12 protein-coding genes are annotated in these 13,896 nt (G+C 39.5%); 3 read left to right on the top strand and 9 right to left on the bottom strand.

The genetic code is table 11. From position 1 onward, the window contains the following. On the bottom strand, positions 1–410 hold a 410-nt coding region (locus IQ274_RS21045; protein ID WP_194143316.1), incomplete at its 3' end, for a transposase. 476 nt (positions 411–886) lie between these two features. Then, positions 887–1,063, bottom strand: coding sequence for a hypothetical protein (locus tag IQ274_RS21040; protein ID WP_194143315.1), 177 nt, complete (start codon positions 1,061–1,063; stop codon positions 887–889). A gap of 643 nt (positions 1,064–1,706) precedes the next feature. Here IQ274_RS21040 and IQ274_RS21035 point away from each other — a divergent pair. Then, the gene (locus tag IQ274_RS21035) at positions 1,707–2,912 is read left to right on the top strand and encodes a histidine kinase (protein ID WP_190934754.1); all 1,206 of its coding nucleotides are present in this window, start codon (positions 1,707–1,709) and stop codon (positions 2,910–2,912) included. A gap of 30 nt (positions 2,913–2,942) precedes the next feature. On the opposite strand, the gene IQ274_RS21030 is transcribed toward IQ274_RS21035, so the two are convergent. Together IQ274_RS21030 and IQ274_RS21025 are read right to left on the bottom strand one after the other, a co-directional pair. After that, positions 2,943–3,968, bottom strand: coding sequence for a response regulator (locus IQ274_RS21030; RefSeq protein ID WP_163934230.1), 1,026 nt, complete (start codon positions 3,966–3,968; stop codon positions 2,943–2,945). Then, a complete protein-coding gene (locus IQ274_RS21025) occupies positions 3,956–4,156 on the bottom strand; it encodes a hypothetical protein (protein ID WP_041565700.1) in 201 nt (66 codons plus the stop codon). Before IQ274_RS21025 ends, IQ274_RS21030 begins: the two co-directional genes overlap by 13 nt. Before the next feature lie 710 nt (positions 4,157–4,866). Between IQ274_RS21025 and IQ274_RS21020 the strand changes: the two genes are divergently transcribed. Beyond that, the gene (locus IQ274_RS21020) at positions 4,867–5,127 is read left to right on the top strand and encodes a chlororespiratory reduction protein 7 (protein WP_194143314.1); all 261 of its coding nucleotides are present in this window, start codon (positions 4,867–4,869) and stop codon (positions 5,125–5,127) included. A gap of 261 nt (positions 5,128–5,388) precedes the next feature. Here the strand turns inward: IQ274_RS21020 and IQ274_RS21015 are convergent, their stop codons facing one another. Then, complete coding sequence (locus IQ274_RS21015; RefSeq protein ID WP_163928276.1) at positions 5,389–5,958, bottom strand: DUF2854 domain-containing protein; 570 nt, start codon at positions 5,956–5,958, stop codon at positions 5,389–5,391. A gap of 345 nt (positions 5,959–6,303) precedes the next feature. On the opposite strand from IQ274_RS21015, the gene IQ274_RS21010 reads away from it, so the two are divergent. Next, positions 6,304–6,477, top strand: a complete 174-nt coding sequence (locus IQ274_RS21010; protein WP_012412001.1) for a hypothetical protein — start codon at positions 6,304–6,306, stop codon at positions 6,475–6,477. A gap of 128 nt (positions 6,478–6,605) precedes the next feature. On the opposite strand, the gene IQ274_RS21005 is transcribed toward IQ274_RS21010, so the two are convergent. The 4 genes from IQ274_RS21005 to IQ274_RS20990 form a co-directional block, all read right to left on the bottom strand. Beyond that, positions 6,606–7,022 carry a response regulator gene (locus tag IQ274_RS21005; protein ID WP_163928274.1) on the bottom strand — a complete coding sequence of 139 codons (417 nt, stop codon included), beginning with the start codon at positions 7,020–7,022 and terminating at the stop codon, positions 6,606–6,608. A gap of 328 nt (positions 7,023–7,350) precedes the next feature. Then, positions 7,351–9,531, bottom strand: coding sequence for a polyphosphate kinase 1 (gene ppk1, locus IQ274_RS21000; RefSeq protein ID WP_194143313.1), 2,181 nt, complete (start codon positions 9,529–9,531; stop codon positions 7,351–7,353). A 124-nt stretch (positions 9,532–9,655) separates the two neighbouring features. Continuing rightward, positions 9,656–12,697 (bottom strand): carboxypeptidase regulatory-like domain-containing protein, encoded by a 3,042-nt coding sequence (locus IQ274_RS20995; RefSeq protein WP_194143312.1) that lies wholly within the window; start codon positions 12,695–12,697, stop codon positions 9,656–9,658. Between the two features lie 210 nt (positions 12,698–12,907). Next, complete coding sequence (locus IQ274_RS20990; protein WP_163928288.1) at positions 12,908–13,846, bottom strand: molecular chaperone; 939 nt, start codon at positions 13,844–13,846, stop codon at positions 12,908–12,910. Positions 13,847–13,896 lie beyond the last annotated feature (50 nt).

The raw sequence follows: 13,896 nt of genomic DNA, 5'->3' as shown, positions 1-13,896 counted from the left end.
CCATAGGCTGTTACTACAACTATGCCCTGAGCAATTTTGCCTAAGTTCCCAATATACTGCCTTTTCACATAGTCTGTAGTATGACCTTGTTTTTTGTCTCCAGTTTCATCAATTATTAGAATTAGCGCTCGCTCATTTAATACTCGTAGTATTAGTTCTAATCTTCGCTTTTTTAATGATTCTACTGACCAAGGTGATTCTGTTAAAAAATGATGTAATGATTGGTGGTTCTCTAACCCTACCACCTTGCCTATTTCTGGTAATGATTTCCTTTTTATCTCCGATATCATTCCCAAATGTATGTCTCGAAAACTTTCAAAACTTCTAACTTCTGGAAATAGATTTTGGTAGATTGCACAATATTCGTCCACGAATTTTATGCTTGGTTTGGGACTTCTGGGCTGTGTCATCGTCCCCTCCTGCCTTTCAGACCTCTTTTCTGATTTTACTCTCCCCGGAGTGACAAAAGAAAGCTAAGCTCACTGGTATTAGGACAGGTTAAGGAAGTTTTTAGTCAGCAGTTTAGTGCTGCTCAAAATTAATATGGCAAGACTACTAGATTGAGAATCCATTTTTGAGATATTTCTCTAAATATTCAATTGGCAGAGGAAATAACTGATTGCGAACTCGCTAAAGAACATTTTAGCTACCAAAAGCTTTAATCTGCTTCCAGATGCACGAACTTAATGCGATCGCTAAACACTTAAAGTGATAGACTAGGAATAAAGCCCCCTTAGCCTCACCCAAAGAGGGAAATCAATTAAAGTTCGCTAACACTGGCTTACAATCGATTCTGGAAATTATTCATCTGACGATGGTAAGCTGAATAAGGCAATAGCCAGAAAATGCCAGTGTTCAGCAATTCCAAGGACTTAGCGTAAGTTCGTTATTTTTGGCAACTGGAGTCATAAACAAAACAGTCAAGTGTCGCAGCAGTTTCCCTAATTTCTATAAATAGAATTTCTGGGGAAAGTGATACTTGTGCTGTAGTCAAGAGTTTCTTGGCAGCCTCGAAAGCAGTAAGTACTGACTCTAAAAGTGCGTAGTTTATCGTCGTAGGCATCGCCCTGATGTTATCCAAAAGGTTGTCTTAGGGCAACCCATCCCCTATTCTCCTGAGATAGGCAAGTCTTCTTTTAGGAAGGCTGGACACAGAGTACGCTTCGTAAGTTATATAGGCAGTACATAGTTGTTAACTATAGCTGTTTTCCTAATCCTAATAATGATTGGGTTGAGGCAAACAAGACACTTCATTGGATGCACTGGCGTTGAAAAAACCCTCTCTCCACAAACTTGGTCTAAACAGTTAACAGCTTCCTGATAGATTAGATACAATTAGCATCTGCGTTTAGTTGAGCGTAGGCTTTGCCCGCCGTAGGCATCGCTTGTTGAAAGCGAGTAGTCAATTTGACATACTGCTTTACTAGCTGATTTGACATAGTATTAAACCTTTCACCTGCTAACTCTAGCGACAATTTTTCATTCAGGGCAAACTAAGGCTTATATTCAAGGGGCTTGGTGTTTCTTGGAGATGAAGTTAGTCAAAAATGGGCAAAAGGCTGAAAAAGATATATTTAGTGTCAAAAATATAGAACTAAGAGCAGTATGAAAATCTAAAATAGATATTAAATTGAAGACCAAAACAACGACCATCGACAACCGTCAGTCCATTTTACTTTCTGTAAAGCGTCACCGGGTTGTTACCAGTGCTGAAACACGATTACATGCAAGTTTCCCAGGATCAGCCTATTTATTCTGAAGCTCCACTCCAACTGTTACTTTTTGTCGATGGACGACCTAAGTCCCGCCAACAGGTGCAGCGAATACGTGCTTACTTAAAAGAATTGCAGGCTGAGTATACTTTTGAAGTTCAAACTATCGATGTTGGACAACAACCTTACTTAGCAGAACACTTTAAGTTGGTAGCAACGCCAGCTTTAATCAAAATCCATCCTGAACCACGACAGGTTTTGGCTGGGAGTAATATCATAGCGCAATTGAAAAACTGGTGGCCTCGCTGGCAAGTCGCTGTAGACGCTTACTTAAAATTACAGGAAGACTTGCAAGAACACATGGACGACAATGGTCGGGGCACATTACCCAAATCCACTATCCATTCAGTTGCTGTTTCTGCTGAACTAATCCGACTCTCAGACGAAATTTTTCGCTTGAAACAGGAAAAAGATAACCTCCAAGAGCAGCTACAGTTTAAAGACCGGGTGATTGCGATGCTGGCGCACGATCTCCGTAATCCCCTAACTGCTGCCGCGATCGCAATGGAAACTCTCCAATCTAACTACAATCTAGAGACAGGGGAATTCCAGCGCCTCAAGCCATCGATGACAGCACATTTATTAAAACAAGCCCGCAATCAAACTAAGGTCATTGACCGAATGATTACTGACCTTTTGCAGGTAGGTCGTGGAAAAGATACAGAATTTCCTATATTACCACAAAAGATACAACTAGGTAAAGTTTTTTTAGATGTACTCGAAGAATTGTGCGATCGCTACACCGCCAAATCCCAAGAAGTAGAAACAGATATTCCTAGTGACTTACCTTATGTATATGCTGATCCAGAACGCATCCGCCAAGTGCTAGTCAATCTGTTAGATAATGCCATTAAATATACCCCAGAAGGTGGCAAGATTAGCGTTTCCGGATTGCACCGCACTACCCAAAAAGTTCAGTTTAGTATTGGCGATACTGGGCCTGGTATTCCTGTAGAGAATCGCGATCGCATCTTTGAAAACCACTTCCGCCTGCAACGGGATGAAGGTAAAGAAGGTTACGGCATTGGTCTTTGTTTATGCCAACGTATTATCCTGGCACACTATGGTCAAATTTGGGTAGACTCTGCCCCCAATAACGGAGCATGGTTTCACTTCACGCTGCCAGTTTATCCTTCTTAAGCAATGGGTATTCACAAATGACAAATACAATTAAAAACTTGAGATAAAGCGATCGCGCCCCCCTGCCTTTGCTTCGTAGAGCGCTTTATCTGCTCGCACAATCAAATCTGAAGGTGAGGATTCCCAAGTAGGTACAACAGTTGCTACGCCCATACTTAGCGTGACATGCTGACTCACAGCAGACCCGGCGTGAGCAATTTGCAAATCTTTGATTCCCGCTTGTATGGTTGCGGCCACGTGAATTGCACCAGATGCATGGGTGTATGGCATAATCACAGCAAATTCTTCGCCACCATAACGCGCTACTAAATCTTGATGTTTTTGCGCCTTTAGATTTAAGACAGCACCCACCTTTTGTAAACAGACATCTCCAGCAGGATGGCCATATTTATCGTTATAAAATTTAAAATAGTCGATATCACACAAAATCATTGACAAAGGAGATTCTTCTTGGGCGAGATTAATCCACTGAGTATTAAGATAATCGTCAAAACAACGACGATTAGCCAAATCAGTTAAGCCATCTACATTGGCAAGGTGCTGCAAAGCTTGGTTTGCTGCCTCTAATTGTTTGTATACTTGTGCTTGCTGTAGCAGTCGGCGCAATCGTTGACGCAATACAGGCCAGTGAATTGGCTTAGTAACATAATCGGTCGCTCCTGCATCAAAAGCACGGTTTACAGATTCCTCATCGTCCAAGCATGTGATCATCAATATGGGAGTGCGCTCCCATATTTTGGAGATGACAGTATTGTTAAGAGCCGAGTCAGTATCAAAGGTTGCAAGGGCTGAGATTAAATTATTCCTGGCAATTTGGAGCAATTGCTTACAGCAGGTAAAGCCATCCATCACAGGCATTACAGCATCTAGCAACACTATATCCGGTTTGATAGTCTCGTAAGCATCTAAACATTGCTTACCATCATTGACCTCAACCACTCGATAACCTTCTTGTTCCATAGCTTTACGCAACAACACTCGGATAGTCTTGTCATCATCAGCCACTAGAATCAGTGGTGGTTGTTTAGAAACAGAAAATGAGCTTATGCCTGACATGAGTTGCCTTCCACTTGCAGGATTATTCTGAAAAAGGCTGTGCAACTCAATCGCATCGGAGCGATCGCTCTTTTCATCAATGCCAGAATTTGCGGCAAAGGTGTGTCTGGCTTCACAATCAACTGTTTTTTGACAATAGACTGCTCAATGTTCTTGAGCCAAGCAAGCGGTAGATAACTAAGTTGCATAGACAATCTATAATTGGAACGCGAAGGCAATTTTTACCTTTTTGTTCAGCTATGGTTATGGGAGGAAGTGTTGCTTTTATATTTCCCCATTGTTAAAGTTAAATTGCAATTTTTTTGAAAATTGCAAATACGCACCTTAATTAGTTAGTTTATAAACTTAGCGAAATAGGGAAAAGCAGTTGTCAAAGCAAGTTCAGAAAATATAGCAGCCCTAAATCATTCGTGAGAGATAAAATCCCTTAAAGGCTTTAAAATACGCATTTTTAATCTACGTATTTTCTTACGTTTAAATTTTGATTGCTATAGCTAATATTAAATACTAATATCACTTGACTTAAATGTCTTTAGTCTATTGGAAAGTGGGGATAAAAATTCAGTATAATTACATAATATAAGGATTTAACTTAGTTAAAACTTTTATTGTCGAATCACTTTGAGTTAATAAATTAAGTAAAAATTCTTATTTCATCCGATTAACTATATTTATTTAAGTTAAAAATCGATTTTTTATTCTAAAAAACAGTAATTTAGTAGTTAAGTTTATATATATATAGATATACTAAATTAAGCTGGATATCTTAAAGAGCTAAATCCTATGAGTACTGCACAGAAAGCAGGTAAAATAGATAGAATAGCCATTCTTTGACTACAAAAATAACCCGACGTTATTACAAAAAAACAAACCCATTTGCATTTACAAAATCTTTCAAATGCCAGATTCATTAATGTATCAGCAAGATCACTTTGTTCTTTTAGAAACAAATAAGCCAGAGCAATTTCTGACACAATCAGAGTTATTAGAAAAGCTCAAAACGACTCTTCAGCAACTTATAATTCAAGATTTACCGCCTGACTTGCAAAAGTTTGATTCTGTCGAAGCTCAAGCACAATATTTACTCGACACCGGCTGTGAATTAGATATTGGCCCTGGGCAATATTTACAATGGTATGCAGTTCGTTTAGAAAAGTAACTGTTTTGGTTAGTAGTAAAAAAACGAGTCAATGCTGTATATAGCAATACAATTGACTTAATGATCATCCGTGGCAATTTTTAGGCGTGTAGAGACGCAAAGTTTCGCGTCTCTACTTAGGTTGATACTATCCCCTGAGAAAGTGAAAATTTCAGTTAAATTAAGTACAGAGAGGGTTTCTTTGTCGAGAACTTAAGTAAAATTTGGGTAACGACAAGCCATAAAGTTTTGGTAACAACAACTTTTTTCCCTGACTATTGACTACTGACTACTGACTAGTGACTCTTTTGGAGTATTAATCAGAGCTAACTCAATTGTGTTTTCAGATGGCTGTGTTATTTGAACCTCTAATCCCGGCCCAAAATAATTAGTCATTTTTTCCTGCTTTTTTTGCCATACATCAATTGGTATTAGCGGTGAATCAAATTCTAAAATTAGGGCATAGTTACCATTAACTTCTACTTCTCGTAACCCTGTGACTGTTGGCCTTTCCTGGTCTGTGGGACTCAAACCCAGAAAAGAAAGTGTTGTATCTAAATGAGCATCTTGACCGTAACAATATCGGGTGATATCTTTGCGAATTTTATTTTGAGTATCAGTTGCTTGCTGTTCCCGCAGTTTCAATGCTGACGGTGATGTATTTTGGGTAAAGGGTACTGGCTTAAGTTCATTAGCTTTTAGTGCCAGTCCTCCCAACAATAGAGGAATACCGTAAAAAAATCCGACAAGATTGAGTGTGGCATTATTACCAGCATAGGCGACGAAGCCCATAATGGTTAATATGCCACCGATAGTTAAACCGAGTGTTCCCAAAGAGATTTGGCGTAGCATGAGCTTAAATTAGTATAAATTCTTAATACCTCAGTTTTATTATCATCGGCTATGAGTAACAAATTAGGGAAGAACATCATCCCCAGAGATTAGTAATTCAACCAATTCAAAATTGCCAGGTTAAGACTTACACAAGGATAAGTCAAGAGCTTCTGGCTTACTTAGTTTAAAATTTTTCATATCAGAGACGCTACACGTAGCCTGCTTTTGAGTAGGGGTACGGGAGACATGAGGAGTTTCTAGAGAGGACAGTTAGTGTAGTGGACTACTAAGAGTATAGTGCCCCAAAATGTTGGATTTTGAGTTAACTTAAAATTTAAAGGTAGTTAAAAATGGAAAAAAATAATGGATCTACAGACTATAAAAGAACGAATTGTTGCAGTTCAAAGTAAACGCGAGTACCTATTAGGACTGCTAGAGCAACCAAACCTGGGAACATTGAGAGTTGACGTAAATCAGGCTTTGGAAGAACTAGATGAATTAATTGATGAATTTAAACGCACCATTCCGGTAGAGTAGCAAATAGCACACATGCGTCGGTTTAACTGTCAACTTCAGCTAATACCGACGCTCCGTAGTACTATAATATTCTCGAATCCCCAAAATTTAACTAAGCCTGAGCTGGCGAAGCAACATAGTTGTATCATTTACCCTGCAACTGAATCATCTTTTGCACGCTGACCTAAGCGCTTAACTAAAGCAATCAGTTCGCTTGTCGGTACATCTTTCTTGCAAACGTCATCAAAGCTAGATATTGCCTTAGTTCCTTGAAAATTTACGTCTTCTACTGAGGAGTAAGCAAGGATTTGGGTGTTAGGAGATATAGCTTTAATTTGGCTAGACGCGCTCCAGCCATCCATGACTGGCATTTGTAAATCTAGAACAATTACGTCAGGATGACAACGTTTAACCATTTCTATAGCTTCTTCACCATTACTAGCTAAACCTACTACTTGAATATTCTCCTGACAAGAAAAAACCAATTGTAAGGTTAGACGAGTCAGTTCATGGTCATCAACTACTAGAACACGCAAGGTAGAAAGCTCACAGGATAACATTAACATTGAGGGGAAAGACAAATTTATTCAGAATAACCTCTCTAGTCTATGGGAACACGTGCCAGCACTAACTCTATCCAATGGGTGATTGAAGAAGAATTCAGAATTTATAAATCAGTAATCTTGATGCTCTTTACGAGATGCTTTTGCTAGGAAGATCGCCGCAGGGGTAAGCGGACTCGCTATCCCTATGCTATCTGCTTTTTGATCGGAATTCATTCTGAATTTGGAATCCTGATTCATGAATTCTGTGTGAACCTATAACAAATAACTTAGATAACTTTTAAAAGTTATCTAAGTTTAGCTAGTTGTCAAAGTTAAAGTGACTTATTTTTTAATCAATCAAGTTTGAGATTACACCAGTTGAGCGTAATGCCATATTCATAAGAATTTTTTGTGAATTGGCTTCTGGAGAATCATCATAAGGACGGCGTTGAATGTAAGTGCCATCGGCTTGTAATTCCCAAGCTTGGCGATTATCTGCGAGCATAATTCCCATAATTTCTTGCAAATCCTTTGCAATATCTGGGTCTTTTACTGGGGTAATTACTTCGACTCGACGATCTAGGTTGCGGCGCATCCAGTCGGCACTGCCAATAAAGATTTCCTCCTGTGTATTGTTATGAAAATAATAAATGCGAGAGTGTTCTAAAAAGCGACCGACGATGCTGATAATGCGAATATTTTCACTAATATCTTTTAGTCCTGGACGCAAACAGCAAACGCCCCTGATAATTAAGTCTATTTGCACATCGGCGCGGGAAGCTTCATATAAAGTGGCAATAATTTGTGGATCGACTAGGGAATTCATTTTGGCAACAATGCGTCCAGAAAATCCATTTTGGACATTTTCAATTTCGCGGTTAATTAGTGCCAAAAAGCGATCGCGCATATTCACAGGTGCAACCAGCAATTCTCGATAAGACTTTTGCAGGGAGTATCCTGTCAAGAAATTAAATAAATCTGTGATATCAGCACCTAATTCTTCACGGCAACTAAACAATCCCAAATCTGTATACAGCCGTGCCGTTTTAGGATTATAATTACCAGTGCCAATATGTACGTAGCGGCGTATTCGATCTTTTTCCCGCCGTACCACCATGACAGTTTTACTGTGGGTTTTCAGCCCGACTAAACCATAGACTACATGAACTCCAACTCTTTCTAGTCGTTTTGCCCAGTAAATATTATTTTCCTCATCAAATCGCGCCTTTAATTCCACGAGTACAGATACCTGCTTATCATTTTCGGCCGCGGCGATTAGGGCATTGACTATAGGCGAGTCACCAGAAGTCCGGTAAAGGGTCATCTTGATGGCTAAAACATTCGGATCGTAGGCAGCATGGGTAATAAAGCGCACCACTGTAGCCGAAAAGGATTGATAGGGATGGTGTACTAGCAAATCCTTTTCCCGAATTACAGCAAAAAAGTCTTTTCCTTCGTCCGTTTCCAGCGTATCTGGATCTAAACTTGGTTCCCTCAGCCTTTGCAAGCGTAATGGTACAACAGATTGGCGTGGTGGATCTTTGAGTTCCGGCAATGGCAAGGACATAAAAGACATCAAATCCCGCAGTCCCAAAAGACCATCTACTTCATAGAGATCACTTTCTGTTAATTCCAAATCATGCAATAATCGCGATCGCACTATTTCAGGAGTCTGGGATTGAATTTCTAGCCGCACTGGACTTCCGCCTAGCCGCCGTTTTCGCAATTCCTGTTCAATCGCTAACAATAAATCATCTGCTTCATCTTCTTCTAAGACCAAATCGGCATCACGAGTAATGCGGAACGGATGATATTCTTGAATATTCATCCCTGGAAATAGAGATTCCAAGTTATGAGCGATCGCTTGTTCTAAAGGTACTCCAGTCCAGTGGGCAGGTTTGTCGTTATTTTGGTCTCCCAACTCCGGCGGTATCGGTAAAAATCGTGGGAGAACACTGGGAACTTTAACTCTGGCAAAGAATTCTTCTTCGGTGTCTGGATTTTTGACCACAACAGCCAGATTCAGACTGAGATTAGAAATAAATGGAAAAGGATGACTAGGATCAACAGCCAGAGGAGTCAAAACTGGAAATACTTGTTCCTCAAAATAATGGTTGAGATGAGTTCGCTGTTTTTGATTCAAATCTATGTAATCCAGAATATGGATGCCATGATTTGCTAGTAGAGGACGAAGTACTTGTTCAAAATGTTGATGCTCTTTTTTTACATGAGGAATCAGGGTAGACCTAATATCATCTAGCTGTTGTTGTGGTGTCCGACCATCGGGAGTTAACAGACTGACTTTCGCCTCTACTTGTTGCTTTAAACCAGCAACACGCACCATGAAAAACTCATCCAAATTAGAGTTGAAGATTGCTAAAAACTTGAGGCGTTCGAGAAGAGGCGTGCGATCGTCACAAGCTTCATGTAATACCCTGGCATTAAATTGTAGCCAGCTTAACTCTCGGTTAAGATAATATTGTGGATCGTTTAAATTGATGGGATTGGCGCTTTTCTTCGATTTTGCCATAACGATCTTAGGGTAGCCAGATGTAGCCCATACAGATGGAGAACAATACACATAGTAAATTAAATTGGGCATCCAAGTGAAGCGGTTTGTCCCTAATTGTCGCTTTTAGAAAAATCCTAAAAACTTATTTTTCTTGAGTTTCTTTTTTCTCCTGAGTTTCCTTAGCGGCTGCGGCAATCGGTAATTGAAGATTTTGGTCGTAGACAAACTCTTTATTAATTGCTATTTCTAATTTTGGTAAAGTGTTGCTGCTGGCGATGCCATCTTGAACAGGAACGCGCAATGTATAGTTACCAACAGGAACGGCATCTAGACGGTAAAGACCAAATTGATCAGTCACAGATGATACTACTCGTTTGCCTTGAGCATCAACTAGTTCTACTTCTACATTTGGTATTGGCTGACCTGACACATCAGTAATTTTACCTGCCATACCATATTCTAATCTAACGGGGAAATCTAATTGAGTCACAGCTGCACCTGCTACTTCCGCAACTATAGAAGTTTTCCGCACAGCAACTTCAATTGGTAATTCGTCTGGGTCTAGTGCAATTACATAGACACCTTCTCGCAAGTTACCAACAAAGAAATTACCTTGAGCGTCTATTTTAGCTGTACCGACAGTGCGACCACGGTTATCGTAAACATTGATAATACCTCCACCAAGGTCTGCACCATTTCTGTCACCTTGAACAACCATTCGTCCAGCGATCGCTCCTCTGTCTTTGCTAACTGTGCTATATTCAGCCGGCGACACTCTACCGCCAGCAAATGATAAATCTGATACTAAGGATATGGTCAGGCGATCGTCCCCAATGCCACCAAGAATGTTTCTATTTCTAGAGGGGATGCCTTGATAATCAATTGAGGCGAATAATCCTGGCACTATCCGCATACTAGCACCTACAACCGGCCCAACTTCTCCATCTCTATATCCTAGTCCTAAGCGCCAACTCAGACCTGAAAGGCTAGGAGAGCTATAATTTAGTCCCAAAGTGTAACGAGTCGCTAAATCACCACCCGATTCAGTTCCGAAGGATACTAAATAATCACGGCTTAGGTTATAGCCAAAATCTGTTGAGTAGACATCACCAAAAGAGTTAAAAGATAATCTGCTATTTCTTGTTGGTTGGTAAAAAGCATTTAATGAATAGTTACCAAAATAATCTGGTGTACCTCTAAAAGATAAGTTAGACAATGGACGGAATGAAAAAGTTGGCAGAATGTAATTACTTGAATCACTTTGGTTTTGGTAACTACGGGCAATAAAGCCTAAACTAAAATTATTGCTGAATTTATATCTGACATCTAGAGCATTATTCTTGCGATCGCGTGATCGGTCATTGCTGCTAAAATAGCCTGTTGGATATAATTCAGAAACTCCCAAAATTTGCCAACGAGCCAACTGAATATCCAAATTAGCCGTATAACCTAACTCACTTCTAGAAGTACCGACATTCGCTGATAAAATTACAGGGCTTGCTAAACGCCAAGCAAAACCTGCCTGTGCTTGTGTAGTATCAGGTAATAATTGTGCAGAGCTTTCCAACGTTAAATTATCAGATATACCCTGGCGTATCTGATAAAATCCAGCGAACTGGCCTGATTGAGTTGAAGGAAAATCATCCAATAAATTATTTTGGATATAGTTACCCGTTAATCCTATACCGGCTAACTGCACATTACCGCCTGCTGGTAACAATAAATCTGAAGCATTGAGTCTTAAAGAACGAACTTCTGTAGGTACGCTGAAATTATTGCGGTCAAATACAAACAGTTCAATATCATTACTTTGACCAGTAGGCAAATTGACATCTGCAAATTCATATTCTCCACTTAGTCCTACCTGCCGTTGAGCAATCACAACGCCACTAACTCTTAACTGAACAAAACTGGCTGGGGGAACTACACCACGAAATGTTTGTATAGGTTGGGAACGTCTTGGTAGAAGCTCATTAGCACTATAACCTGTATTAAACCTGTCGGCAGGTAGATTAGTATAACCAATCTGCGCTCCCGTCAAATTGAGATTAGTAGCTAAAGGATTTAACCCAATTTGTTGGCGACCTATTTGATAAAGCATTCGCCCTGAGCGCTTAAAGTAAAAATATTCACTTAATTGGGGCTGGTTAACAAAATCATTCTCTAAACGTAACCGCCACGCACCACCTCCTAAACGCCCACCCAAAAGAGAAGAACTACGCCAGTTTGCATTACCTGAATTACTGTAATAATTTAACTCTTGCCGGAAATTAGATAAACCACTACTAGGAGGTCTAACTTCAGGCTTGAGGTCAATTACCTGATTTCCAGATTCTCCACTGCCTCTGCGCCAAGGTAAATCAACATTCAAAGCTAAATCTGAAGTTTTTAGCTCTATTTCGGTAAGTAGTTTCTCTTTTAGGAAAGTATCACTAATATAAGTAATACCATTAATTTTTTTTAAGTCTGACTCTGTAACAGTTACTATACCTAAAGGTGTTTTCAGTTGGGTTTTTCCGATATCACTATTCTCAATCGTAAATCCAGCAATTTGGGCAAAATCAGACAGTGGAATTAATAATTTCCCTTCCTCTGGAATAACTTCTAAACTTCCAACTTCTTGTCCATTAATGAATACTCCCAACAATAAACTTTTAGCTTCCGCCAAGATATTATTAATAGGAGGATTTGCCGGAGGATTATTCTTACCTGTTGAGCTTTTTAAAACATCACTGCTATGAGGGCTTGGAATAACTATATTATTGTTAATCCTTTGTTCCTTTTCAGGAGATATCGGATTTTTTGCATTATGATTATGAGCGGCACTTCTGATATCTCTTAGAGTACTTTTGATATCACGAATAGCTGAATGCTGAGACGCTGCTGAGGGTGTGATACTTTGAGCTACAACCTGTTGACTAAGTTGCTTGGTGTGAGAATCTAAAGCATTTTCAGTAGTTATGTTACTAGCTGTAATGTTTTCATTGTCTACCTTGTAAGAATCCTGTGATTTATCCGTGGAAAACTCAGGTGGTAATGTTTCTGGTGGTGAAGGAGTTGCAATTGCTCCGGCAAATGCTTTATGTTCTTGACTAATGCGGGTATCTAACTGCGTTTTAAAAGAACCATTCTCTGACTGTATAATTGTAATCGGTGGGGGAGATGCTGAAGGTTGGTAGAGCATAAACTGAAGTACACAAATTTGTATGGGTAGCCTAAGAAACTTCCCGGCTATAAATCATTTATGGGAAGATAAATAAACTTGGTTAGCGAAATTTAAGCTTTTATAAACCCAAAAGCTAAAACACATTTATTTTGCACATTTAAATTCCATCCAACTCGTGGAATGAGCATCTTACCCAGACCAATTAACGCAATTTAAATGTGGAATAGTTTATCTGCGATGCTGAGGATTTTTGAGAGAATTTCTTAATTTTTGAGAAGCGGGCTGAGTTTGAGTGTTGATATTATTAGCTAGTGGAGCATTAATGGGCACTGTAAAAGGTATGCCTTTTTTAATCGCTACACCATTCAGTTCCCCATTGATATCCAAGACATAATTACCAGGGGGTAAGTTTTTAGTAATTGGTAGCAAAACTCGACGACGACTATCAGGTAAAATTGGTGTTGTAGGTAAAAATCCTACATCCACTAAAGGCCCAGCCTTTTTGTCCTTTGGTTTTTCTAAATTAGCTATGGGTTTTGTAGCCTCAGCACCTGGATATTTAGCAGCCGGCCAGATAGCATATTGACCTTGCATATTCACATATGCGTTACCTTGGCTAGAAATATCAAATACGGCATTGAGAGCATTAGGTTTGGTGTTTACGCTTACAGAATTTAATACACCAATTTTCTTGATATCTCCTACATAACCGTATATTGCAACTCCTAGTTTGCCAATTAAAGTTACACCCTTTGTGCGTGAAGTAGTCCGGGGTATTTCTTCAAAATAAAGTACTGCTCGATGTTCCCCAGATTGGGGCTTAACTCTAGGACGGATGGCGAAACGAACGGTTTGTGAGCCACCAGGTGGAATTGTAAATCTAGAGGGAGTAAAAACAATCCATTGCTCTAAAGATTGCTCTTTGGAAGGAAGTATTTGTACTTTATTTTGCTCATTCATTGTCCATGACTGCACATAAACCTTAAGCTCAACTGGTTGAGAATCAAGGTTTAGAACGCGAACAGCTTGAGAACGTGTTTTGTTGCTGTTCATATCTATGTGAAATTTGGGTGGACTCACACCAATATTAACTGCCATTACAGGAGGCATACTCAGAGCTAATGCTCCCATTACACCCAAGGCAATACTTATTGATTTTGGCAACATCTGCATTAAATTATTCACTTGAAAACACACCATAAAGTAACTATTTTCTG

Origin of the sequence: Nostoc sp. LEGE 12447, from assembly GCF_015206985.1 — a bacterium.
GTDB lineage: Bacteria > Cyanobacteriota > Cyanobacteriia > Cyanobacteriales > Nostocaceae > Nostoc.
The sequence above is the reverse complement of the archived record's forward strand: the minus strand, read 5'-3'. Positions and strand labels throughout refer to the sequence as shown.

Excerpts from the sequence above, each read along its gene's own strand:
- IQ274_RS21040 (WP_194143315.1), bottom strand. The coding sequence starts at position 1,063 with ATGCCTACGACGATAAACTACGCACTTTTAGAGTCAGTACTTACTGCT.
- IQ274_RS21030 (WP_163934230.1), bottom strand. The coding sequence starts at position 3,968 with ATGTCAGGCATAAGCTCATTTTCTGTTTCTAAACAACCACCACTGATT.
- IQ274_RS21025 (WP_041565700.1), bottom strand. The coding sequence starts at position 4,156 with ATGCAACTTAGTTATCTACCGCTTGCTTGGCTCAAGAACATTGAGCAG.
- IQ274_RS21020 (WP_194143314.1), top strand. The coding sequence starts at position 4,867 with ATGCCAGATTCATTAATGTATCAGCAAGATCACTTTGTTCTTTTAGAA.
- IQ274_RS21015 (WP_163928276.1), bottom strand. The coding sequence starts at position 5,958 with ATGCTACGCCAAATCTCTTTGGGAACACTCGGTTTAACTATCGGTGGC.
- IQ274_RS21010 (WP_012412001.1), top strand. The coding sequence starts at position 6,304 with ATGGATCTACAGACTATAAAAGAACGAATTGTTGCAGTTCAAAGTAAA.
- IQ274_RS21005 (WP_163928274.1), bottom strand. The coding sequence starts at position 7,022 with ATGTTAATGTTATCCTGTGAGCTTTCTACCTTGCGTGTTCTAGTAGTT.
- ppk1 (WP_194143313.1), bottom strand. The coding sequence starts at position 9,531 with ATGGCAAAATCGAAGAAAAGCGCCAATCCCATCAATTTAAACGATCCA.
- IQ274_RS20995 (WP_194143312.1), bottom strand. The coding sequence starts at position 12,697 with ATGCTCTACCAACCTTCAGCATCTCCCCCACCGATTACAATTATACAG.
- IQ274_RS20990 (WP_163928288.1), bottom strand. The coding sequence starts at position 13,846 with ATGTTGCCAAAATCAATAAGTATTGCCTTGGGTGTAATGGGAGCATTA.